The organism is Yersinia ruckeri ATCC 29473 (assembly GCF_000754815.1).
Lineage (GTDB): Bacteria > Pseudomonadota > Gammaproteobacteria > Enterobacterales > Enterobacteriaceae > Yersinia > Yersinia ruckeri.
In genome coordinates this window covers 84,047-106,463 of record NZ_KN150747.1, presented here as the reverse complement: position 1 = coordinate 106,463, position 22,417 = coordinate 84,047, and the positions used below count along the sequence as shown (strand labels likewise).

Here is a 22,417-nt window from a genome sequence, read left to right as displayed (position 1 = left end):
AAAGCAGTATTTCATGCTTATGGCTGTATAATTATTGACCGATACGGCTAACAGTCAAGAAAATAACCCAATAAAAACATATAGATGACTAATAAATGCATAATTATCGATTAGTACAAAAAATATATACTACCTAGTAAAAAGGATTCCCCTGGTGGAAAAAATCCAAATAATCATATAAATAACTCAGGCAATACCCTTATTTTTGGTTGAGCTATCCTCCTGAATTTTATTCAACGTAATGGACAACCTAACCAGCACTTCCAGATAATGGGGCCTGGCATGGCAAACACTGTTGTTGGATTATTCTTCGCCACCGGAGACAAAAACTCATGACATCGATGGCACTCGTCACCACAGGAACACGATAAAAGTGGCGATTGACTGAATGAAGAAGCCTTTGCAGCAGGAGTCACCTCGAAAAGCAATCCCAAACTGAGTAACCCAGCCAGAGGCAACATCAGAACTTTTCTCTTTAAAAGCATATTATTCACCATTAAATTATTTATTATTGCAGAAAAAAAGTTTATTCTCTTTCAAGAGATCAATTATTAATCATTTTCTATCTTGATCAAGTTTTCAACAAAATGAAAAATGTGTCGGTTGCTTATCGTTGCCTGAACAGCGATCATCTTCAGCCTGGATAAACCATTAAGAGAGAAAAATATGGCTTTACAGCGCTGTGGTTGGGTCACTTCGGATCCGCTTTATCTTGCTTATCACGATAATGAATGGGGAGTTCCATGTACTGACAGCCGGGCATTATTCGAAATGCTTTGCCTAGAAGGGCAACAAGCTGGTCTTTCGTGGATAACTGTGCTGAAAAAACGTGAAAACTATCGCAAATGTTTCCATAACTTTGATCCGGTGCGTGTGGCAAAGATGGGATCGGAAGAGGTAGAAAAATTGGTGTTGGATAGCGGCATAATCCGCCATCGGGGTAAAATTCAGGCAATTATTACCAACGCTCAGGCCTATCTGGCTATGGAAGCAAACGGCGAAGATTTTTCGGAATTTATCTGGCGCTTTGTCGATGGCACACCGAAAGTCAATCATTGGTGGAGTCTGGCCGAAGCGCCAGCCACAACGCCGCTCTCAGACACGATGTCCAAGGCGCTGAAGAAAAAAGGGTTTAAATTTATTGGATCGACAATCTGTTATGCCTTTATGCAGGCTACCGGGCTGGTAAACGATCATATGTGCAATTGCTTCCGTCACCCGGATAACATTGATAAATGATTCGCCAAGCTCAGCCAGAAGATCAGGATGCACTGATGAAATTGTGGCTTCCCAGCACTATTGCAGCACACCCTTTTGTGCCAGAAACCTACTGGCACGAAAGTGCGGCATTGGTTCGGGATACCTATCTACCGCAAGCCATTAGCTGGATCTATCAGGGACAAGATGATATCTACGGATTCATCAGTATTCTTAATGAGCAACTCATTGGAGCACTGTTTGTCAGGCAAAATTACTTTGGCCAGAATATTGGTCAGGCATTGATGCAGCATGCGCAGGCACAGTATCCCGCCCTCACCTTGGAGGTCTACCAGAAGAATCAGCGGGCTTATCACTTCTATCGTAAACAAGGTTTTACGGTTACAGAACGTACCTATAATGAAGAAACGCAAAACGTTATTCTCACCATGCAATGGCTGTATGACCAATATTCTGAAAAAAATAATTAGCGACAGAATTAATCTCTAATTAGATTAATAAAATTAAACAACACACAACCAAACCACGTGCTTATTAATAACTAATCAACCAATAGGTGTTTTGTATACAAACAAAAACACCTCACCTCAGTTATATAAAATAATTAACAAAGAGATATGGAAATAGATATATTCTAAAAACTCATGTGAATTGTCTTATCAAAAAATAGGATAGTGAATTAATAAGATAAACGATCACCGTATAAACAAACGCACTACGGGTTTGCTATCATCAACCCTGCCTTTATTAAAGTCAGTCTTGCATTTATTTTTTAATGAATAGCCACAATAACGAACCAGAGTTCCAAAAACATAAAATTAATGGAGTCATTATGAATAATAAATCATTATTATTACTCTATATTTTAACATCTATCTATTCCTGCGGAGCTAGACCACATGATTTTATATCGATGATAGATATAAAAGAGCCATTGCAATCCAAAGGAAAAACAGTCGCCCCCATCTGCTTCTACACTGAAGACCATTTTCAAGGCGAGCATTTTTGCCTAAATCCACCAGAAATGATAGACCTTTATAATACTGAAAACCAAAATCTAAATGATAAATTATCTTCAATAAAAATACCTGACGGCATGCAGGTAACAATTTATAAAAATGATAAATTTAATGCGCCTCATTATAGTTTTACAGAATCTGTTAACTTGGCAGGGTTGGATAAAATCGGTATGGCAGGCCAAATCAGTTCCATAAAGACCTTTGAACCATCGGTTCTTTGCACGCTAAACTGCGTTATTATTGAAGAGAAGAAATTAGAATTAAGAGATATAATAAATAATCACCATCAAAAAACAGAAGACATCAATAATATTATACTACTGAATTTTGATTTTAATGAAAATAGTCGATTCAGCGTGCAGTCAATTAACAGACCGCAGATTATCGTTGTTGGTAGAGATTTGTTTTTTTATGGTACAGGAATCCAAAAACCTATAAATATGAGATTAAATAACAATACAGATAACTTATCTATTCTTTTGAAATTCAATGACCACAGTTTGCAATTTCAATACGTTGAAGCTAAAGGAACAGAGCGACTCAATGTCCCATTCTGGATTAATACCAAATTATCACCTGATGATTTAGCAAACTTATATATCATCAATGGAATACCCGGAGAGGGGGAAGACCCCACCCTCCAGAATAGCAATCCGTTAATACTGAATAGAGCGATAATAGCCATTAATAAACATCCTCATCGTGATAAACGGGGGGCTTTAGGTATTGCTGGCTGTTTCGGCATCCCTCTGCTGGCAATTTTTAATTATGTGATTCAAGGACACTGCAACCAACTTGATGAACTGGTCGGTATAAACGAGTTTTCTCGGGCAGATGGGAAAGGAAAAACATGGGTTTTGACTGATTCGGTAACGCCATTACCTGCACCAGAGCAGCCACCCAACTTACCAGCAGATAATCCCACCCCATCGATACTGCAATTAGCCAGTCTTAATATGCACTTACATCACCAGGCACTCACTCTCCCCGCAGTAGCAAAAGCCTGTAAAACCTCAATTGAGGAGATTCTATCTGCCCGTTATCCACGGCAGACCGGTATTCGTTGTGGGTCCAGATTATCTAGTTTGCTGGCAGATTTTACGTTGCTTTTTGGTGAAAATATTATGGATTGGACCACCACACATTTAGTCCATGTTATACAACAGATTAATGAACACGGGACTACAGGCTATGCCGGTTCTGATCAGGAGGCGGAGAATCGGTTAGTTGAAGGTGTTCAACAGGCAATTTCCACTCTGGGTATCGAACCATTAATAGCAATGATGCAGGACGCTTTCGATTATGCACAATTAAATTACGTACGTTATTTTATACATAATGCAAATCAGGAGACATTGGCCTCTCCTCGCGCCGCGCAAAATCTACCACTCGGCAGTTATATTTTACCTTTAGAGAATTATATTCATCCTCAAGAACCGCCGACACCACTGATTAGAGACAATAATCAATGGGTTCGGCCTGAAGGTTTGTATTTTGAGGTGACCGTGATTCCTGGAGGAGATCGGCATATCGAGACCAATTTAACCGAAGAAATAGCCGAAGTTGTTACCGACTGGTTTAAATTCTATAGTCAGATCAAATATGAATCAGATAAAACAAGATCACCTTTAACTGATAAAGATAGAACCATTTATGCCGCCAGAGTTACCAGCCATATGTTATCTGATCTTTTGCATGACAACACTGACGACCATCAATTTGTAGTGGTTAAACTGAAGGGAAAAATAATCAGTGTATTAGCATCAAGAAATGATGATAATGGCGAAGATAGCTATCTTAGTCTTTCTATAACTCACCCACAATATGTGTTAAAACCACATGAAGAGGGTAGCGTTCGAGGTGCAGGAACGGCGGCAGTAAGAGAACTAGCCCGTTATCTGAAAGAAAAAGGGAAAAAAACACTTAAATCTAATGTCATTTCGCAACCCTCAGCGATTGTCAAAAATAAACTGGGATTCCAATTTCAGGATCCTTCATGATGAAGGTTTATTAAAATAGTTCAGACGCTACCATTACTCAGGTGGCGTCGCTCCATAGGTATTTTTATTTAGCCTATTAACTCATGAAGACCAATGTTTTTGTGGCAATGAAGGGAAATAATGATTTTTTCACCGTGAGTGAATAAAAATAAACCTGATTTTCATTATAAATATGATGCGTTCTAAATTTCACAATAAACACATCGATAAATTCACTTCAGCCATGTTAAATGAAATCCATTAATTAAAAAAAGATATTGTAACGAACAAGATAAACATCATATAGCCATATACATACAAAAGATAAAAACACACTTCAAGAAAAAATAAAGTGTTTAGTAAAAAGGAGGTAAAATGAAGAGGAAAAATAAAATTTTACTGCTAATTTTATTTATTTCGATACCTGAAATTGTTTTCTCTCAATATTTGTCTGTCTCAAATAACATTGATGAAATTGGCCCTACCTACACACTAGATAATGATGAAAAACTATCCACCGAAAGTTTTTCATTTAATCAGCCAGAAGAAATCACATTACTTGGCTCACAGCCAGGAGAGCAGTGGCAAGAGCCAGTGATGTTAGGAATCAAGCCCCTTGAATGCTCAATACATTGCGAAATACCAAGCAAAAAAGTGATACCGTTGAGTGAAGTCTTCACCATCAATACCGCAGAAACCAAACCGCCTATTCAGCAGGCTCTTTTGAGCTTTTCCGTGTCAGAACGCAGTGAGTTTACCCTTAATCTTGAACAGAATACGGATATTACCATCACTCAACGTACCGTCATGATTTCAGGCCGTGGAGTAATAAATACCCTTGAGTTCGAGTTACAAAAAGAAACCACCCGCCTTTCTTTTCTTTTTCACTTCCAAAATGAAAAGTTATTTTTGAATTATATGGAAAGCATCGGCGTCCAACCACGCTATCTTTCGCCAATTATTGATTTAGGCCGAGTCGTTCAACCGGAAGCCGGTTTTTTGCCGGATATTGTCATTTATAATGGTAGCCCTGACGGGTCGTTGAGGATGGAAAACCTTCTGATGGCCACACAACAAAGTGGTCATATCAGAAATAAACGCGGTGTCGCTGGGATATTGGGTTGTTTGACCTCTGGCCCATTAGCACTCTATAACGTCATTACTCAAGGCCACTGTACTCAGGTTGAATCCGCATGGACAAAAATCAAAACATTTTTCTCCGGCGAGGATCAGTCAAAAATGGTTATATTGGCAGGAGAAGCCAAACCGGTAAAACCCATCAATCCGCCATCGCCAGAGCCGGTAGTAGATAAAAATGCTCTGATACTGACTCATATTGATCCTCACCTACATAACCAGTCTCTAACGCTTCCCGCCGCTGCACGTTATTGCCAAACCCCCATTAAAAACGTCATCAGCGGACGTTACCCACGCCAAGTAAGATATTCTTGCGCCACCTGGATCTCTGCCGTGCTAGAGGATTTTACTCTGTTGTTCGGAACCAATTTACGTACCTGGTCAACGGAATATCTGATCCAGACGCTAAATGGCATTCTGGATCGACAATCCCTCGATAATGATAACGATGCTATGGACGCTTTTCTCCAAAATCCTGGTTCCGGCCATCGTTTAATTCAAACTATCAATAACGTAGCAGAACAACAGGGAAGATCTGATGTGATTGATAGCGTGACCAGTGCTTTTTCTTATGCCACACAAAACTATGCTCGCTACGTAGAGCTCAATCCACCCGCTGGTGCCTATGCCATATTCAGCAATGATTTGAGCTGTAGCAATAAAGAAAGTGATACAAGTGGCAGTGGCAGTGGCAGTGATAGCGCCAATGATATCAGTACACCACTACAAGCTCAGCGCTTCCCATTAGGCACCTATCAATTAACACTCTCCACCTATGTTCCACAGGAATTTTCTCCGCTTATTTTACATCATGGTGAATGGGTCACATCTGAAGACAGATTCGATATTGAAATTATCCGAGGCACTATTGCGGAGACGCGGCAGCAAAGATACAACCTACTCGAATCGATAGCGGATTGGGGTGACATTTATCATGAAAGAAAAAGTGACTGTAATAAATATGACATATTATCCAGTGAGATAGAGGCAAATCGCTATGCCGGGCAGATAGCAAATCAAATAATCAGAAATGTCCTGAAAGTTTACGGTATGACCAACCGTATTGCCGTGGTGAGATTAAACCATCAGGTAGTCAGCGTGAGTGCTGCCAATATTTATTTTGATCTTATTGATGAAACTAATAATGAAATCAGGTTTGCCAGCATTATGGCAACGGTAACGGATCCGGCTTATGTGTTGACCCCAAATAGAGAAGGAACCATAAGACGAGCAGGCTCCGCAGCCGTCAATGCATTAATTGAACAAATGCGAGCCGATGGTGTTATCAATATCATCACCGAAGTCATCTCGAAACCTTCGGCCAAAGTCAAAACGCGTCTAGGATTCAACTTCTTGCCCGACATATTACCAACAGCCCCACCTCGCAATGACCTGTGATCCTGATTAATTTTTATTATCACCGTGGGGCTATGACTCGGCCCCCCTCAACTCTGCACATTGCCGTGCCTTATTCGCTGATAAACCAGCCAAACGTCTATGTTTGGCGACACTATCAGAGTTTTCTCAATAGTATTCCACGACGTTTTACCGGATAACGATGCCCTTAGCCTTCATCCCCAAAAAATTGCAGGGAATGACTGCACACATTACTGATGGTGGATACAAGCTTTAGAAAATCTGCCCGAACGACATTTAAGGAAATGACATGCAAAAACGTACGCTTTCCCTTGCCGCAGTTCTCTGCACTACGCTGGCTCTTTCGGCCTGTACGACTAACCCGTATACCGGCGAATCTCAGGCAGGGAAGTCCGGCTATGGTGCCGGTATCGGCGCAGTACTCGGTGCCGGTATCGGTGTTTTGTCTTCATCCAAGAAAGATCGCGGCAAAGGCGCATTAATTGGTGCTGCCGCAGGTGCAGCGCTGGGTGGCGGAGCCGGTTATTATATGGATGTGCAGGAAGCCAAGCTGCGAGACAAAATGCGCGGCACTGGCGTTAGTGTCACCCGTCAGGGCGACAATATCGTGCTGAATATGCCAAATAATGTGACTTTCGATACCAATAGCAGCAATTTAAAACCAGCGGGTGCCAATACCCTGACCGGTGTAGCCATGGTATTGAAAGAGTATGAAAAAACAGCGGTGAATGTGACTGGCTATACCGATAGCACTGGTGCCCGCGCCCATAACATGATCTTATCTCAGCAGCGTGCCGAGACGGTCGGCAGTGCTTTGATTACTCAAGGCGTAGCCGCTAACCGTATCCGTACCATCGGTGCTGGCCCGGATAACCCGGTTGCTACCAATAGCACTACCGCAGGCAAAGCACAAAACCGCCGGGTCGAAATCACCCTCAGTCCGCTGTAAAAATCGCCTCGTCCGCGATAGCAGCAACCCACTGATTATTATGTTTTTAGCCGATAATATAAGGGCGATAAAGTCCTAGTCGCCTGGACTAGAGATAAAGCACAACAATACCAAGTATTATCCTGATATTCTGCCTATTGCTGGTGTTTTCACGTAGTAGGCAGAATTGACGATACGTTGCACCGGTAATTATCTGGCTGTATGGTGCTTCTTTACCTCCAAATAACAATTAGTCAGCATTTATGAAGTTCACTCTTTTTGGCGAAAAATTTACCCGTTACGCGGGCATTACACGGTTGATGGACGACCTGAATGAAGGATTACGTACCCCAGGTGCCATCATGCTTGGCGGGGGTAATCCGGCACAAATCCCTGAAATGGATGCCTACTTCCGGCAGCTATGTCAGGAGATGCTGGATAAAGGACAACTCACCGAAGCACTGTGTAACTACGATGGTCCTCAGGGCAAAAATCTACTGCTGAATGCACTGGCTAAAATGCTGAGTGATGAGTTAGGTTGGCAGGTCGAACCACAGAATATTGCACTGACAAATGGCAGCCAAAGCGCGTTTTTCTACTTATTCAATTTATTCGCTGGTCGCCACGCTGATGGCTCCCTACGTCGAGTATTATTCCCACTCGCTCCCGAGTATTTAGGCTACGCCGATGCCGGTTTGGATGAAGGGCTGTTCGTCTCGACCAAACCCAATATTGAGTTGCTGCCAGAAGGACAATTTAAATACCACGTTGATTTTGATCACCTTAATATTACCGAAGATATCGGGCTGATCTCTGTCTCCAGACCGACTAATCCAACAGGCAACGTCATTACGGATGAAGAGCTCATCCGACTGGATGCCTTAGCTCAGCAGCACGAAGTACCATTATTGATAGATAATGCCTATGGCGTTCCCTTTCCGGGCATTATCTTCAGTGACGCCACGCCACTGTGGAACTCCAATATTATCCTATGCATGAGTCTGTCAAAACTGGGCTTGCCAGGAACTCGCTGTGGCATTGTAATCGCCGATGAGAAAGTCATTTCAGCGATCACCAATATGAATGGCATTATTAGCCTGTCTCCTGGCAGTATCGGTCCAGCAATCGCGGCAGAAATGATTGAACGCGGTGATTTGCTGCGCTTATCCAACGAAGTCATTCGGCCATTTTACGCACAGCGGGTACAGCAAACTATTGAAATACTACGGCGCTATCTTCCCGCCGAGCGCTGTTTGATCCATAAACCAGAAGGCGCTATTTTCCTATGGTTATGGTTTAAAGATCTGCCAATCAGCACTGAACTACTGTATCAGCGCCTAAAGAAACGCGGTGTATTAATGGTGCCAGGCCATTATTTCTTCCCTGGTCTGGAACATGACTGGCCGCATACTCACCAATGTATGCGTATGAATTACGTACCTGAACCGGATCAAATCGAAAAAGGTGTAGTTATTCTGGCAGAAGAAGTCGAACGAGCTTATCAGGAAGCCCGCTAAAAGCTGAGCCATACGCGGTTATTAGCCGGTTTATTCTCGAGAAAAGGACAACAGATCTCCCGTTGTCCTTTTTTATTTTTAGCACGCTAAGCACGCACTACTACAGCGTCCAGAACAGCACCGCCAATATTTGCGGCGACATAATTCTCAGAAACATGGCCAACGGATAAACAGTCGCATAAGAAAGTGCCGCTGCGCCACTGGTGGGATGCAGCCCGTTGGCAAAAGCCAGCGCTGGGGGATCGGTCATGGAACCAGCCAACATTCCACACAGGGTCAGATAGTTCATCTTGGTCAGAATTCGAGCCAAAATACCGACGGTTAACAATGGAATGGCAGTAATCATCGCGCCATAACCAATCCATGCCAGCCCATCGCCGTAGACCAACGTATTGATAAAATCGCCGCCGGATTTCAGCCCGACAACCGACAGGAACAGCACGATACCCAATTCTCGTAGCGCAAGGTTGGCGCTGGGTGGCATAAACCAATACAGCTTACCGATACTACCAATACGTCCCAGAATTAGCGCGATGACCAGTGGGCCACCCGCCAGCCCCAAACGTAATGCGGCCGGGAAGCCAGGCACAAATAACGGAATCGAACCCAGCAAGACGCCTAAGCCTACGCCAATAAAAACCGGCAACATCTGTACCTGTTGCAATTTTTGCTGGGCATTACCGACCACGGCCGCGACCGCTTCGATTGATTCTGGACGTCCGACCAAATTAAGAATATCGCCAAACTGAAGACTGGCATTATTGCTGGCAACCAACTCGATCCCGGCGCGATTTAATCGGGTGATCGCTACATCATATTTTTGCTTTAAATTGATATCGCGGATTTTTTTCCCCAATACCGCCTCATTGGTCACCACCACTCTGGCCGACTGCAAGACCGTTCCGGTCGTCGAGAGCGAGACATCCACCTCTTCTCCCAACACCAAACGCACTTTTTCCAGACATTCCCGCTGACCGACTAAATGCAGATAATCACCCAATTCAATCAGGGTTGTTGGCAGCGGCACCATTAATAACTCACCGCGTTTTAACCGTGAGCACACCACGTCATCACTGTTTAGCAGAGGAATATCCTGCATTGCCAATCCATCCAGATTGGGATTACGTACCGCCACGTTCATGGTTTGCAGCAGCTCGCGATTCTGTCCACTACGGTTATCAAAATCTTTGGCTTCCCGATCAATATTAATCTTGAAACCCAGACGGATCAGCCACATCACCAACAAAATGCCACAGATACCAAATGGATATGCCATGGCATAACCCATACCCATTTGCCCAACCAATTGCGGTGAAGAACCGAGGTCGGTCAGTACCTGCTGAGCCGCCCCCAGCGCTGGAGTATTGGTCACTGCACCGGAGAAAATACCGAGAATAATTGGCAGGGGAACATTGAAAAGCTTATGGATAACCGCCGTGACCAGACAGCCCATCACCACCATCAGGATGGCAAAGGCATTCAAACGTAGACCAGATACACGCAAAGAAGAGAAGAAACCAGGGCCAACCTGAATCCCAATGGTATAAACGAATAAAATCAGGCCAAATTCCTGAATAAAATGCAGCATATCGCCGTTTAGACTGACCTGATAGGTTTGAGCAAAATGGCCGACGATAATTCCGCCAAATAGCACTCCACCAATTCCCAGCCCAACGCCGTATATCTTCCAATTACCAATCCATAACCCCAATACGGCGACCAGCGCCAACATACTGACGGTAAGGGCGATATCACTCATAAATCACTTCCTTGCCTAAGTTTAAAATCCGGTCGACCGACTACGGTCTTAAATTATTACAATTAGTAGGAATTCTGGCAGAAGGGCAATCAAGGGACTGTGGGATACACCACAAAATGCGCCAGAGAACAGGAATGTTTCTGGCGCGAAAGACAATTATTGGAGGGATTAGATTTTTTTGTTATTGGCACCGGCTCCGAGTGTCGAAACCGGTGCAAATCATGGCAAATTACTGCTGTTCAGTGGCCGCATTATCCAACGCTGGTCGCTCTTCAGCCGGGCGGCCAATGCTGATCCGCTGTGGCTGCAACGCTTCAGGTACCTGACGCAGTAGATCGATATGCAGCAAGCCGTTTTCAAACTGTGCATTATCGACATTTAGGTGTTCTGCCAAAGTGAAGGTCAGGGTGAACTCTTTACGAATCAAGCCCTGATGCAGATATTCCGCAGGTTTTTCCACCGGTGTTGGCTTTCCACGTACCGTCAGTCGCGGCCCTTCCACTTCGATATCCAGCTCACTCTGTTTGAACCCAGCAAGCGCCAAAGAGATGCGATAGTGATTGTCATCGCTCTTTTCAATATTGTATGGAGGGAACCCCTGAGCGTCGGAAGAACCCTGCATGGTGCTTGCCAATTTATCAAAACCAATCCACTGACGAAGCAAAGGTGATAAGTCATAATTACGCATAATGTTAACTCCTTCTTTGAAGCGAGATAATAGACAGCCACGGCCAATTAATAACGGCATCATAAATAATGGTCAGCCGAAATTAGCCCGTGACAGATTGGCTCCCTATTACGGCAAGCCAAAATATTAAATAATAATATATTCAATGCATAGGGGAAACTATATTACTTAATTTCGATCCGACGCGGCTTCATACTTTCCGGTACGATACGCTCCAGATCAATATACAATAAGCCGTTCTCTAAATTGGCACCTTTAATTTTAATATGTTCGGCCAACTGGAATTTTCGTTCAAAGTTTCGCTCAGCGATCCCTTGGTATAAATACGTGCGATCAGTGGTTTCTTCCCCATGAGAACCACGAATAATCAGCAAGTTATCCTGGGTAACAATGTCCAGTTCTTGCTCAGAAAAACCGGCAACGGCGATAGTAATACGATAGCGATTTTCGTCTACCAGCTCGACATTATATGGTGGGTAGCCGCCGTTATTCTGACTCTGTCCAGATTCAAGTAAATTAAACAAACGGTCAAAACCAATAGCAGAACGATATAGTGGAGCAAGATCTGAGTTACGCATAAAAACTGCCTCCTAAATTTATTAGCAAGGATTAAAATAGTCTTCCTTAATGGACAGACTTTTAGCCTGAATATCCAATCGGCATATTTTCTCTTGGCCTAATAATAAAGTGGGGGCGGGTTGTTTTTTTTCAACTGATAAAATGGAAAAAATTTTTGAACCAAGATGAAGTGCGTTATGGCATCGACACTAAATTGAGAACAACACCACATCTATATGTAAATTATTCTCTAATTCTTGCCATAAGATGCTATAAATTGAGTGATCGACTTTACGCTGGCTGACAAACCAAATACTGCCAAATGAGATGGTAAAAGATGATGAGAAGCGCAGTTCTTCCTATAGTCACCGGCTGTACGCTGCTGCTCACCAGCGGTTGCTCCAGCATTATGACTCACACCAGCAGCAGCCAGGGTTACTACTCCGGTACTCATGCTAACCTAGACATGCTCAAAGACGATAATACCGGTTGGCCATTACGCTCAATGCTGGCGGTCGATTTACCGCTTTCAGCCGTGATGGACACGCTATTGCTACCTTACGATTATTTGCGTTCTGACGAAGATAAAGCACCAGACTCCCCGCGTGAACGCATCCGTAAGGAAGAAGCGCAGAATACGGCGGCGAGTAACGACACCGCCACAGCCGAGACGCAAACCACACCGTAATTATCCAGAGATTACCGGTTAATCATCACTAACCGGCTTCAACCGTAAATATCTGCGTCCAACCATCAAGGTTACGCATATACGCAATTCGCTTCCCATCGGGTGAAAACACAACCGCATCGCCAGATGGCGGCTCTGCCGTTGGCTCCGTCAGCTGTTGAATGCGTCCGCTGGACACTTCGCAGTACGCAATACTGTTGTCTCTGACAAACGCAATTTTGTCACCTTGCGGACTCCAGCTAAACGCCGATTGAATATCATGCCTACCCTGCGTCAGTTGTTGCGGTTCGCCCCCGAGTGGCGATACCAACCATAACTGCACGACTCCGGCATCATCTCTCATCAAACAAGCGATAGCGCGCCCATCTGGAGAGGATCGCAGCCAGTGGCGTGGCGTAGTTGCCAGGCCAGGAAAGCGTCGTTTATCGGTATAAGTCAGCCGCCGCTGCTGTATGCCAAGCGGCGGCGCAGGTAACGTCTGGCTATCGCCAGCCAATGGAAGGATGCCTTCACGGGAAAAATCACGATCCTGGTCAGGCAAATCAACGATAAATACTTCCGAAACCTTGTTTCCTTCCGCAGAGAGAGTATCGCCAATAAATGCCAGCGCCCAGCGCTGCCGGCAACCATCCGCTTTCACATATCCTTGATCACCCACCCAAGCTTCTTCATATGCACGATTGATCTGGTCACTACCTGGCTGCGGTGTCGGCGTGGTACTGCTGACCAGAACACAAAAATGGCTGCCATCATATTCGCGCGGATGATGTTTCGGTGGATTGACACCATGTAGCGGCACAGCAACCCCAACATTGCGTAAATCCAGCGCAGGATCACGTTCATGCAGCACATGATCATTATAGGTAAAGCTTAGGCGGCGACCATCGGGGCTGAAGACATGCACATGTGTCCCACCGCGTAACGCACCTGGTGTGTACGGAGGCGTAATATCCATAGCATCCAGCGTTATCGCCAGTTCACGATCCGGCTCACTGACAATCACACCGCGCCGGTGATGAAAATCGTAGTGCCACTGACTATCTGGATGTTCCGGACCGTGGATAAAAACATAGCGGGCAGGCAGATCTGGGCTAACGGTTACAACGCCAACATGTGCACCATGCTGGGCGAAATAAATCACTTCAATGGCACCGCTGTGACAATTTACTCGCTCAATGGTCAAACCGGTGAACGAGGCACCACTTGGCCGCACGTCATACACCAACCACTGACTGTCAGACGTCCAGACATTAATATTGGTTAACTGGTGACCTCGGGGATCAAAGGTCAGCTGCTTTTCTTGTTTATAGGCCATATCAGCTCCCGGTAATAACCCGCTGTAGCGCTTATCCTGCCGGTTTTCACCGCTGCGAGCGCTGGGTCATTAACCTCACAGAGTCGCTGGCTCCGCCAGCACGCTTTAAATCTATATCGGCTTAATTCAATACAAATGTCTCAATCGCGACAGCGACGCCATCTTCTTCATTGGTCGCTGTCACGTACTGGGCGATTTCTTTCAGCTCAGGAATGGCATTGCCCATTGCAACACCGAGGCCAGCATATTCAATCATGGCGTAATCATTGCCCTGATCGCCTAAAGTCATGACGTTTTCCCGAGTAATCCCCAAATGCTCAGCCAGCATTCTCACGCCAGCACCTTTATCAACTCGCTTGTTCAGAATTTCCAGAAAATAAGGTGAGCTTTTCATAATGGTATAACTGTCGAATGCCTCGGCGGGAATCTGCGCGATGGCACGATCCAACAGTTCCGGCTCATCGATCATCATCACTTTAGGGAAACGCATTGCTGAATCCATTTCGCTGATACTACGGTATTTCAACGGTATTCCCGTGAGTAAAACTTCGTGAACCGTGTACTTACTGATGTCTTTATTAGCGGTATACAAGGTATTGTAATCAAAAGCATGGAAATGGACGCCGAGCTGCCGCGCCAAAGCTTCAAAATACAGATAATCATCAAAGCGTAACGTTTCTTGCAGCACACATTCACCGGTTGCCGCTTTTTGCACTAACGCACCATTATTGCTGATGCAATAGTCGTTGCTGTTCTCCATATCCAGCTCACGCAAATACTTTGTGATACCGATATACGGGCGCCCCGTCGCTAATACGACCACAACACCTTTTTGCTGAGCCGCATTGATGGCCTGCTTCACTCTGGGGGTAATTTGGTTGCGCCCATTGAGTAACGTACCGTCCATATCAATCGCAATCAGTTCAATAGCCATGACATCCTCATATATTTACATCGTCTTACATCATGCTAACGCGATTCAGCGAGTGAATACCAGTAACGGTTTACTGAATCGATGACCCATAACAAAAAGAGTGAGTTACGTCTTGAGCACTATTTTTCCCCTAGTATTCCGAGCCGCTGATACCCATGCAGCCACGCCCCACTAATACTGTATTGATCCGTATTTTTAGACATAAAAAAACCGGAGACAGTCACCTGCTCCGGTTTTTTTCACGCAAATAATCAGATATCGATATTTGCAGCTCTTAAAGCGTTCTCTTCGATAAAGGCGCGACGAGGCTCAACCGCATCACCCATTAGGGTGGTGAATAGTTGGTCCGCAGCAATCGCATCTTTCACCATGACACGCAACATACGACGGCTTTCTGGATCCATCGTGGTTTCCCAAAGCTGCTCTGGGTTCATTTCACCCAGACCTTTATAGCGCTGAATTGCCAAGCCACGACGTGATTCTTTAACCAGCCAATCCAGAGCACCTTCGAAGCTGTCTACTGCCAAACGACGTTCACCACGTTCAACGAAAGCACCTTCTTCGATCAAACCACGCAATTTCTCGCCCAACAGACAGATCTTACGATATTCGCCACCGTGAATGAAATCGAAGTCCAGATCGTAATCGGTATCAACTCCGTGGGTGCGAATACGCAGAATCGGTTCAAACATCTGGCGTTCGCGGTTTTCACGCACAATCGAGCTATAGCTGCTGCCGTGCTGCTCTTTTTCATTCAGCAAGGTAACCAGTGAGTCAATCCACTGTTGAACCACCTCTTTGTTGCCCAAATCGTCTTCCAACAGCGTTGGCTGGTAAATCAGATTATTCAGCAAAGCACGTGGATAGCGGCGCTCCATACGTTTGATGGTTTTCTGCACGCTGTAATGTTCAGCAACCAGTGCTTCCAGACGTTCACCGGAAAGAGCTGGTGCTTCAGGATTAATGTGCAAGGCGGCACCATCTAATGCCAGAGACATTTGATATTGTTCCATAGCATCATCATCTTTGATGTATTGCTCTTGCTTACCCTTTTTCACTTTATACAGCGGCGGTTGAGCGATAAACACATGACCGCGCTCGATAATTTCTGGCATCTGACGGTAGAAGAACGTCAACAATAACGTACGGATGTGAGAACCATCAACATCGGCATCGGTCATGATAATGATATTGTGATAGCGCAACTTGTCCGGGTTATATTCATCCCGGCCAATACCGCAGCCCAGCGCAGTAATCAGCGTGGCCACTTCCTGCGAAGACAGCATCTTATCAAAACGCGCTTTCTCAACGTTCAGAATCTTACCTTTCAGCGGTAGAATCGCCTGATTCTTACGGTTACGGCCTTGTTTTGCCGATCCGCCCGCCGAGTCCCCTTCCACTAGGTAAAGTTCAGATAATGCCGGATCGCGTTCCTGACAGTCCGCCAACTTGCCAGGCAGACCGGCGAGATCCAATGCCCCTTTACGACGCGTCATTTCACGGGCTTTGCGTGCAGCTTCACGAGCGCGAGCCGCATCAATAATCTTGCCGACCACGATTTTGGCGTCGCTTGGGTTTTCCAGCAAATACTCGACCAACTTCTCGTTCATCAGCGTTTCAACCGCGGTTTTCACTTCGGAAGAAACCAGCTTATCTTTAGTCTGTGAGGAGAATTTAGGATCCGGCACTTTAACCGATACCACGGCAATCAGGCCTTCACGGGCATCGTCCCCAGTGGCACTGATCTTGGCTTTCTTGCTGTAGCCTTCTTTATCCATATAGCTGTTCAGCGTACGCGTCATCGCCGTACGGAAACCAACCAAATGGGTACCGCCATCGCGCTGTGGAATGTTGTTGGTAAAGCAGTAAATATTTTCTTGGAAACCATCATTCCACTGCAAGGCCACTTCCACACCGATGTCATCTTTCATAGTAGAGAAATAGAACACTTTCGGATGGATCGGGGTTTTGTTTTTGTTCAGATACTCAACAAACGCTTTGATACCGCCTTCGTAATGGAAGTGGTCTTCTTTGTCGTTACGTTTGTCTTTCAGTTTGATTGAAACCCCGGAGTTCAGGAACGACAGCTCACGCAAGCGTTTCGCCAGAATTTCGTATTGAAATTCGGTGTTATTGGTGAAGGTCTGGAAGCTCGGCCAGAAACGCACCGTAGTCCCGGTCTGATCGGTTTCACCCACCATTTTTAGTGGTGCTTGCGGCACACCCATTTTGTAAGTCTGCTCGTGAACTTTACCTTCACGGCGAATCACCAACTCCAGTTTTTCAGACAGAGCGTTAACAACTGACACACCCACGCCATGCAAGCCGCCAGAAACTTTGTACGAGTTATCGTCAAATTTACCGCCAGCATGTAACACGGTCATGATGACCTCAGCGGCTGATACCCCTTCCTCATCATGCATACCGGTTGGGATACCACGGCCATCATCCTGTACAGAAACCGAGTTATCCGAATGGATGGTGACGATAATTTCTTTACAGTGGCCAGCGAGGGCTTCGTCGATAGCGTTGTCCACAACCTCGAATACCATGTGGTGCAGACCGGTACCATCATCAGTATCACCGATATACATGCCCGGACGCTTACGAACCGCATCCAGCCCTTTTAATACCTTGATACTTGAGGAGTCATAAGTATTCGACATCAACGTTTCTCGCTCATTTTTAATCCTGTGGTTGAACCTCTATTTTGCCATGTTCCACTCGGAACATCTTGCCCTTTTCACCAACCATGTCGGCCACTTGCTCAGCACTAACCGCGCTGACAAAAACCTGTGCCTGGGTAGCTTTCAGACGTTCGGCCAATAAACGACGTCGGCCGGTGTCTAATTCGGAAGCAAAATCGTCAAGCAGATACAGGCAACGCCGCCCGCTCTGTCGGGTGAGAAACTCACCCTGCGCTAACCGCAATGCGCACATCAGCAGTTTTAGCTGACCGCGCGATAGCAAATCCTCTACCGGTGTACCCTCAGCCCGAATGCGAAAATCCGCTTTATGTGGCCCGACGGCGGTATAGGTTAGCGCTCTGTCACGCTCAAACTGGCGTTCCAGCAACTCACCGTAGTCGCTCTCTTTATCCCAGCCGCGCTGGAAAGAGAAACTCAAGGCAAACTCTGGCAGGAACAGGGCGCATGTCGCAGAAATATCTGCGGCAATAGCGTCGCTGTATGCCGCTCGCCATTCGCTAATACGCTCGGCCAGCGGGATAATTTCCTGATCCCAAGGTCGAATTTGCGCATAGCGACTCACCTGGCGCAGCGCGGCGTTGCGCTGCTTAAGTAACCTTTTCAGATTACTCCAGGCAGTAAAAAAACCGGGTTCATTATGGAAGCAACCCCAGTCTAAAAAAGCGCGCCGAAATTTCGGCCCGCCGTTCAATAAGGTAAAACCTTCTGGCGTAATCAACTGCATCGGCAACATTTGTGCCAGTTCAGCCACTTTATGGCCATCGCTGCCGTCAATCCGTACTTTACTGTCACCCTGGCGGCTTTTACTCAATCCCACCGACAGCTCGCGTTCACCACTATCAACCCGGCCATGTAACACAAACTCGGGACAATCGTGCCGTATCACTCTTCCCGCCTGCAAACTGCGAAAGGCCCTACCGTGACCAAGGGTATAAACCGCCTCCAAAACGCTGGTTTTTCCACTGCCATTAGGGCCGACAAGGAAGTTAAATCCTGCTGCCGGAGCCAGATCTGCCGATTCGATATTGCGGAAATCTTTTATCAGTAAACGCGTCAATGCCATGCTGCTGCTTTCTTCATTATCGAACCATCGAGGGCGTTATCGTCTTGCTTCAGATAGACATCTGATTCAGGGCGTCATTGTCGCAGGTAGATTGGAGGCGGACAGCGCACAGCCACTGGAGCGTACTTAATGTACGTGAGGATGGCGAGCACGACCCAATCTCAAGCTGGCAAGTCAATAGCCCGCTATAAGTCAAAGACGCATTGGCATAACGACATAGGCGGCCGCCTGACTGGCGCTATCTTCAATTTGTACGCTGGAAACCGAATCCGTCAGCAACAAGCGTACATCTTCGCATTTCAAGGTGTTAAGCACATCCAACACGTAGCTAACGTTGAAACCGATTTCCATCTCCGTCCCTTCATAGCTGACATCCAGGATTTCTTCGGCTTCTTCCTGCTCAGGATTATTGGCGGTAATCTTGAGCTGATTGTGACTTACATACAGACGAACACCGCGGAATTTCTCGTTAGATAAAATAGCCGCGCGCGCAAACGCCTGCTTCAGCAAATCGCAACCGGCTTCCAGGGTTTTATCCGGATTCTTCGGCAATACCCGACGATAATCAGGAAAACGGCCATCAACCAGCTTGGAGGTGAAAATAAAATCACCTACGTGAGCACGTATATTGTTGCTACCTATTTGTAGGCGCAATGGGGTGTCACCGCCATCCAGCAAACGTACCAGTTCCATCACCCCTTTACGCGGTACGATCACCGAATGGGAGGGCAAGGATTGACCAATTGGCATGGAACAGACCGCCAAGCGGTGGCCATCGGTCGCAACGGTGCGCAACTCTTCACCTTCGGTTTCGAATAACATCCCGTTGAGGTAATAACGCACATCCTGATGAGCCATAGAGAATTGAGTAGACTCAATCAGACGCTTCAATGTTGCCTGTGGCAGCATAAATTCGACTTCGCTCTGCCAATCATCCAGATTAGGGAAGTCCGCAGCAGGTAAAGTCGACAGCGAGAAGCGACTGCGGCCAGAACGCACTAACAGACGATCGCCATCCAGCGCGACGGTAATTTCAGCCCCTTCCGGCAGACCGCGCCAAATATCAAAAAACTTCCGTGCTGGCACGGTTGTCGCACCCTGTTCATGAGGATGGGACAAAGTAACGCGCGCCACCATCTCCATTTCCAGATCGGTGCCAGTCAGCAGTAAAGAGCCTTCAGTCACTTGCAGCAACAGATTGCCCAGTATCGGCAACGTTGGACGTCCACCCAGCGGGCTACTGACCTGTTGCAGGGGTTTTAGCAGATGCTCACGTTCAATGATAAATTTCATAGCGCTAGGAGGATAATGTTCTGATTAAGTTAGAGAAATCTTCTTTGATGTCGTGACTTTCTTCACGTAACTGCTCGATTTTCCGGCAGGCGTGCAACACCGTGGTATGGTCGCGGCCACCAAACGCATCGCCGATTTCAGGCAGGCTGTGGTTGGTTAGCTCTTTGGCCAATGCCATTGCCATTTGGCGTGGGCGGGCCACCGAACGGGAACGCCGTTTGGAGAGCAGGTCTGCGACCTTGATTTTATAATACTCGGCCACTGTCTTTTGAATGTTATCAATAGTGACCAGTTTTTCCTGCAACGCTAACAAATCTCGTAGCGCTTCACGCACGAAATCAATGGTAATCGCGCGTCCGGTAAAGTTTGCATTAGCGATGACGCGGTTCAGCGCGCCTTCCAGCTCACGAACGTTGGAACGCAGACGTTTGGCAATAAAGAACGCCACTTCGCCAGGCAGACGAATATCGTTTTCATCGGCCTTTTTCATCAGAATCGCCACGCGGGTTTCCAGCTCAGGCGGCTCGATCGCCACCGTCAGACCCCAGCCAAAGCGCGATTTTAAGCGATCTTCCACCCCATTAATTTCTTTCGGATAGCGATCCGACGTCAAAATAATTTGTTGATTACCTTCAAGCAACGCATTGAAAGTATGGAAGAACTCTTCTTGTGAACGCTCTTTATTGGCAAAGAATTGGATATCATCGATCAGTAACGCATCAACTGAACGATAGTAACGCTTAAATTCTTCAATTGCGTTGTTTTGCAAGGCCTTAACCATATCCTGCACAAAACGCTCGGAGTGCATATAAACCACTTTGGCATTGGCCTTACGCGCCATAATACCATTACCCACCGCATGTAACAGGTGAGTCTTACCCAAACCGGTACCGCCATACAAGAACAACGGGTTATAGGCTCCACCCGGATTATCCGCGACCTGACGAGCTGCCGCACGGGCCAGCTGGTTGGATTTACCTTCAACAAAGTTATCAAATGTATGTTTAGGATTAACATTGGAACGATAAGAAAGCTCCGGCTGTACCGGTGAGCTGTCCCAACTAGGGCGCATCGGCGCACTACGAATCACTGGAACGACAGGCGCACTGACGCTGGCTGCCGTAACCGGTTGATTCATCCTTTGCACCACGGGTTTGCTCCCAACTTCAAAGCGCAGCAAGGGTACGTTAGTACCACAGAAATCATTGAGCAAACCATTGATATTGTTTAAGTACTTATCACGGACCCAGTCCAAAACAAAGCGATTAGGTGCGTAAAGCGCCAGAGTATTGTCACTCAGTTCCGCCTGTAGGGGGCGTATCCACATACTAAATTCTGTGGCAGGTAACTCATCCTGCAATCGGGCAAGACACTGCTGCCAAAGCGAAAGTGACACGGCGGACTCCACTCGAACAAGATCAATAAAAGAAAGAAATCAGGATATTGTGTAAATCATCGTTTTTGACACACGCCAATTGGCCTGTAGCAGGCCTCAGTGACATGCGAACCATTTTTAGGTTGTTTTTTTACGATTAACATCCCCCCACGATCCCAGAGTAGAGATCGCGATCGGAATGGCGGATCATAGCGCAAATGGAGCAATAGATCCTCCCCTTCCTCACAGATTAGATCCTTTTTATCCACAGGCTGCGACCTGAGCATAAAAGTGTAACCTACCTGGCTACTTTTGGTTAAGTTCACAACGAATAATCAAGAAAAAACTCAGATTCTCCTGAAATAACCCACAGCCTACCCACAATCACGAACGCTATTATTGATCAAAGGATCTTGATGCGATCCTTGCGATTTATCAAGGAGTCCGTATAATCCTCAGCCCTACGTGTGATGCCTGTGTTTCTGATGGCTTTTAGCCAAACGGAATTCAGTGGTAAACACGGGCAGGCTCCTTGGTAAACACCCAGTGTAGAAAACTTCTTCGCTGGCTTGCGCGATGTGAATTGACTCAGGACTGTACAATTATTACAATCCCGCTTCTTTATATGTTGCGATTGAGGCGTCGGTGGTCTTCACTCCGAGCAGCCAAACGCGTTTACTGAATCAGTAATTATTTTAAGTTTAGGTAGAAATCGCTATGAAACGCACTTTCCAACCGTCCGTATTGAAGCGCAACCGTAGCCACGGTTTCCGTGCTCGTATGGCCACCAAAAATGGTCGTCTAGTTCTGGCTCGCCGTCGTGCGAAAAGCCGTACTCGTCTGACTGTTTCTAAGTAATAA

17 protein-coding genes are annotated in these 22,417 nt (G+C 46.1%); 8 read left to right on the top strand and 9 right to left on the bottom strand.

From position 1 onward, the window contains the following. The first annotated feature begins 666 nt into the window (after nucleotides 1-666). The 6 genes from DJ39_RS00470 (at nucleotide 667) to DJ39_RS00445 (ending at nucleotide 9,175) form a co-directional block, all read left to right on the top strand. Entirely contained in the window at nucleotides 667-1,239 is a 573-nt protein-coding gene (locus tag DJ39_RS00470) for a DNA-3-methyladenine glycosylase I (protein WP_004718273.1), read from the top strand. Continuing rightward, nucleotides 1,236-1,688, top strand: coding sequence for an N-acetyltransferase (locus tag DJ39_RS00465; protein ID WP_038242168.1), 453 nt, complete (start codon nucleotides 1,236-1,238; stop codon nucleotides 1,686-1,688). Before DJ39_RS00470 ends, DJ39_RS00465 begins: the two co-directional genes overlap by 4 nt. Nucleotides 1,689-2,050: 362 nt before the next feature. Further along, complete coding sequence (locus tag DJ39_RS00460; protein WP_038251070.1) at nucleotides 2,051-4,237, top strand: GNAT family protein; 2,187 nt, start codon at nucleotides 2,051-2,053, stop codon at nucleotides 4,235-4,237. Between the two features lie 354 nt (nucleotides 4,238-4,591). Beyond that, nucleotides 4,592-6,751, top strand: a complete 2,160-nt coding sequence (locus DJ39_RS00455) for a class I SAM-dependent methyltransferase (RefSeq protein WP_004718266.1) — start codon at nucleotides 4,592-4,594, stop codon at nucleotides 6,749-6,751. Between the two features lie 268 nt (nucleotides 6,752-7,019). Then, nucleotides 7,020-7,679, top strand: a complete 660-nt coding sequence (locus tag DJ39_RS00450; protein WP_004718264.1) for an OmpA family lipoprotein — start codon at nucleotides 7,020-7,022, stop codon at nucleotides 7,677-7,679. A 242-nt stretch (nucleotides 7,680-7,921) separates the two neighbouring features. After that, entirely contained in the window at nucleotides 7,922-9,175 is a 1,254-nt protein-coding gene (locus tag DJ39_RS00445) for a valine--pyruvate transaminase (RefSeq protein WP_004718262.1), read from the top strand. A 100-nt stretch (nucleotides 9,176-9,275) separates the two neighbouring features. On the opposite strand, the gene DJ39_RS00440 is transcribed toward DJ39_RS00445, so the two are convergent. The 3 genes from DJ39_RS00440 to ibpA form a co-directional block, all read right to left on the bottom strand. Continuing rightward, on the bottom strand, nucleotides 9,276-10,934 hold the full coding sequence (locus DJ39_RS00440; RefSeq protein WP_004718260.1) for a putative transporter: 1,659 nt from the start codon (nucleotides 10,932-10,934) through the stop codon (nucleotides 9,276-9,278). A gap of 229 nt (nucleotides 10,935-11,163) precedes the next feature. Continuing rightward, the gene (gene ibpB / locus DJ39_RS00435) at nucleotides 11,164-11,622 is read right to left on the bottom strand and encodes a small heat shock chaperone IbpB (protein WP_038242174.1); all 459 of its coding nucleotides are present in this window, start codon (nucleotides 11,620-11,622) and stop codon (nucleotides 11,164-11,166) included. A 164-nt stretch (nucleotides 11,623-11,786) separates the two neighbouring features. Then, on the bottom strand, nucleotides 11,787-12,200 hold the full coding sequence (ibpA, locus tag DJ39_RS00430; RefSeq protein WP_004718257.1) for a small heat shock chaperone IbpA: 414 nt from the start codon (nucleotides 12,198-12,200) through the stop codon (nucleotides 11,787-11,789). A 320-nt stretch (nucleotides 12,201-12,520) separates the two neighbouring features. Here ibpA and DJ39_RS00425 point away from each other — a divergent pair, with 320 nt between their 5' ends. Beyond that, nucleotides 12,521-12,868, top strand: coding sequence for a YceK/YidQ family lipoprotein (locus DJ39_RS00425; RefSeq protein WP_038242248.1), 348 nt, complete (start codon nucleotides 12,521-12,523; stop codon nucleotides 12,866-12,868). 28 nt (nucleotides 12,869-12,896) lie between these two features. On the opposite strand, the gene DJ39_RS00420 is transcribed toward DJ39_RS00425, so the two are convergent. The 6 genes from DJ39_RS00420 to dnaA form a co-directional block, all read right to left on the bottom strand. Continuing rightward, entirely contained in the window at nucleotides 12,897-14,183 is a 1,287-nt protein-coding gene (locus DJ39_RS00420) for a YidR family protein (protein WP_004718254.1), read from the bottom strand. A 121-nt stretch (nucleotides 14,184-14,304) separates the two neighbouring features. After that, the gene (gene yidA / locus DJ39_RS00415) at nucleotides 14,305-15,117 is read right to left on the bottom strand and encodes a sugar-phosphatase (RefSeq protein ID WP_004718252.1); all 813 of its coding nucleotides are present in this window, start codon (nucleotides 15,115-15,117) and stop codon (nucleotides 14,305-14,307) included. Nucleotides 15,118-15,368: 251 nt separating this feature from the next. Next, entirely contained in the window at nucleotides 15,369-17,783 is a 2,415-nt protein-coding gene (gene gyrB, locus DJ39_RS00410; protein ID WP_004718251.1) for a DNA topoisomerase (ATP-hydrolyzing) subunit B, read from the bottom strand. 19 nt (nucleotides 17,784-17,802) lie between these two features. Next, nucleotides 17,803-18,888 (bottom strand): DNA replication/repair protein RecF, encoded by a 1,086-nt coding sequence (gene recF, locus DJ39_RS00405; protein WP_004718248.1) that lies wholly within the window; start codon nucleotides 18,886-18,888, stop codon nucleotides 17,803-17,805. A gap of 192 nt (nucleotides 18,889-19,080) precedes the next feature. Next, a complete protein-coding gene (gene dnaN / locus DJ39_RS00400) occupies nucleotides 19,081-20,181 on the bottom strand; it encodes a DNA polymerase III subunit beta (RefSeq protein WP_004718245.1) in 1,101 nt (366 codons plus the stop codon). A gap of 4 nt (nucleotides 20,182-20,185) precedes the next feature. Next, nucleotides 20,186-21,577, bottom strand: coding sequence for a chromosomal replication initiator protein DnaA (gene dnaA, locus DJ39_RS00395; RefSeq protein WP_004718244.1), 1,392 nt, complete (start codon nucleotides 21,575-21,577; stop codon nucleotides 20,186-20,188). 696 nt (nucleotides 21,578-22,273) lie between these two features. On the opposite strand from dnaA, the gene rpmH reads away from it, so the two are divergent. Next, complete coding sequence (rpmH, locus tag DJ39_RS00390) at nucleotides 22,274-22,414, top strand: 50S ribosomal protein L34 (RefSeq protein ID WP_004718242.1); 141 nt, start codon at nucleotides 22,274-22,276, stop codon at nucleotides 22,412-22,414. Nucleotides 22,415-22,417: the final 3 nt, after the last annotated feature.

What these genes read in the sequence shown, in the direction of transcription:
- rpmH (WP_004718242.1), top strand. Translation starts at nt 22,274, where the DNA reads ATGAAACGCACTTTCCAACCGTCCGTATTGAAGCGCAACCGTAGCCAC.
- DJ39_RS00425 (WP_038242248.1), top strand. Translation starts at nt 12,521, where the DNA reads ATGAGAAGCGCAGTTCTTCCTATAGTCACCGGCTGTACGCTGCTGCTC.
- DJ39_RS00450 (WP_004718264.1), top strand. Translation starts at nt 7,020, where the DNA reads ATGCAAAAACGTACGCTTTCCCTTGCCGCAGTTCTCTGCACTACGCTG.
- gyrB (WP_004718251.1), bottom strand. Translation starts at nt 17,783, where the DNA reads ATGTCGAATACTTATGACTCCTCAAGTATCAAGGTATTAAAAGGGCTG.
- DJ39_RS00420 (WP_004718254.1), bottom strand. Translation starts at nt 14,183, where the DNA reads ATGGCCTATAAACAAGAAAAGCAGCTGACCTTTGATCCCCGAGGTCAC.
- dnaN (WP_004718245.1), bottom strand. Translation starts at nt 20,181, where the DNA reads ATGAAATTTATCATTGAACGTGAGCATCTGCTAAAACCCCTGCAACAG.
- ibpB (WP_038242174.1), bottom strand. Translation starts at nt 11,622, where the DNA reads ATGCGTAATTATGACTTATCACCTTTGCTTCGTCAGTGGATTGGTTTT.
- DJ39_RS00470 (WP_004718273.1), top strand. Translation starts at nt 667, where the DNA reads ATGGCTTTACAGCGCTGTGGTTGGGTCACTTCGGATCCGCTTTATCTT.
- DJ39_RS00465 (WP_038242168.1), top strand. Translation starts at nt 1,236, where the DNA reads ATGATTCGCCAAGCTCAGCCAGAAGATCAGGATGCACTGATGAAATTG.
- DJ39_RS00440 (WP_004718260.1), bottom strand. Translation starts at nt 10,934, where the DNA reads ATGAGTGATATCGCCCTTACCGTCAGTATGTTGGCGCTGGTCGCCGTA.
- DJ39_RS00460 (WP_038251070.1), top strand. Translation starts at nt 2,051, where the DNA reads ATGAATAATAAATCATTATTATTACTCTATATTTTAACATCTATCTAT.
- recF (WP_004718248.1), bottom strand. Translation starts at nt 18,888, where the DNA reads ATGGCATTGACGCGTTTACTGATAAAAGATTTCCGCAATATCGAATCG.
- DJ39_RS00445 (WP_004718262.1), top strand. Translation starts at nt 7,922, where the DNA reads ATGAAGTTCACTCTTTTTGGCGAAAAATTTACCCGTTACGCGGGCATT.
- ibpA (WP_004718257.1), bottom strand. Translation starts at nt 12,200, where the DNA reads ATGCGTAACTCAGATCTTGCTCCACTATATCGTTCTGCTATTGGTTTT.
- DJ39_RS00455 (WP_004718266.1), top strand. Translation starts at nt 4,592, where the DNA reads ATGAAGAGGAAAAATAAAATTTTACTGCTAATTTTATTTATTTCGATA.
- yidA (WP_004718252.1), bottom strand. Translation starts at nt 15,117, where the DNA reads ATGGCTATTGAACTGATTGCGATTGATATGGACGGTACGTTACTCAAT.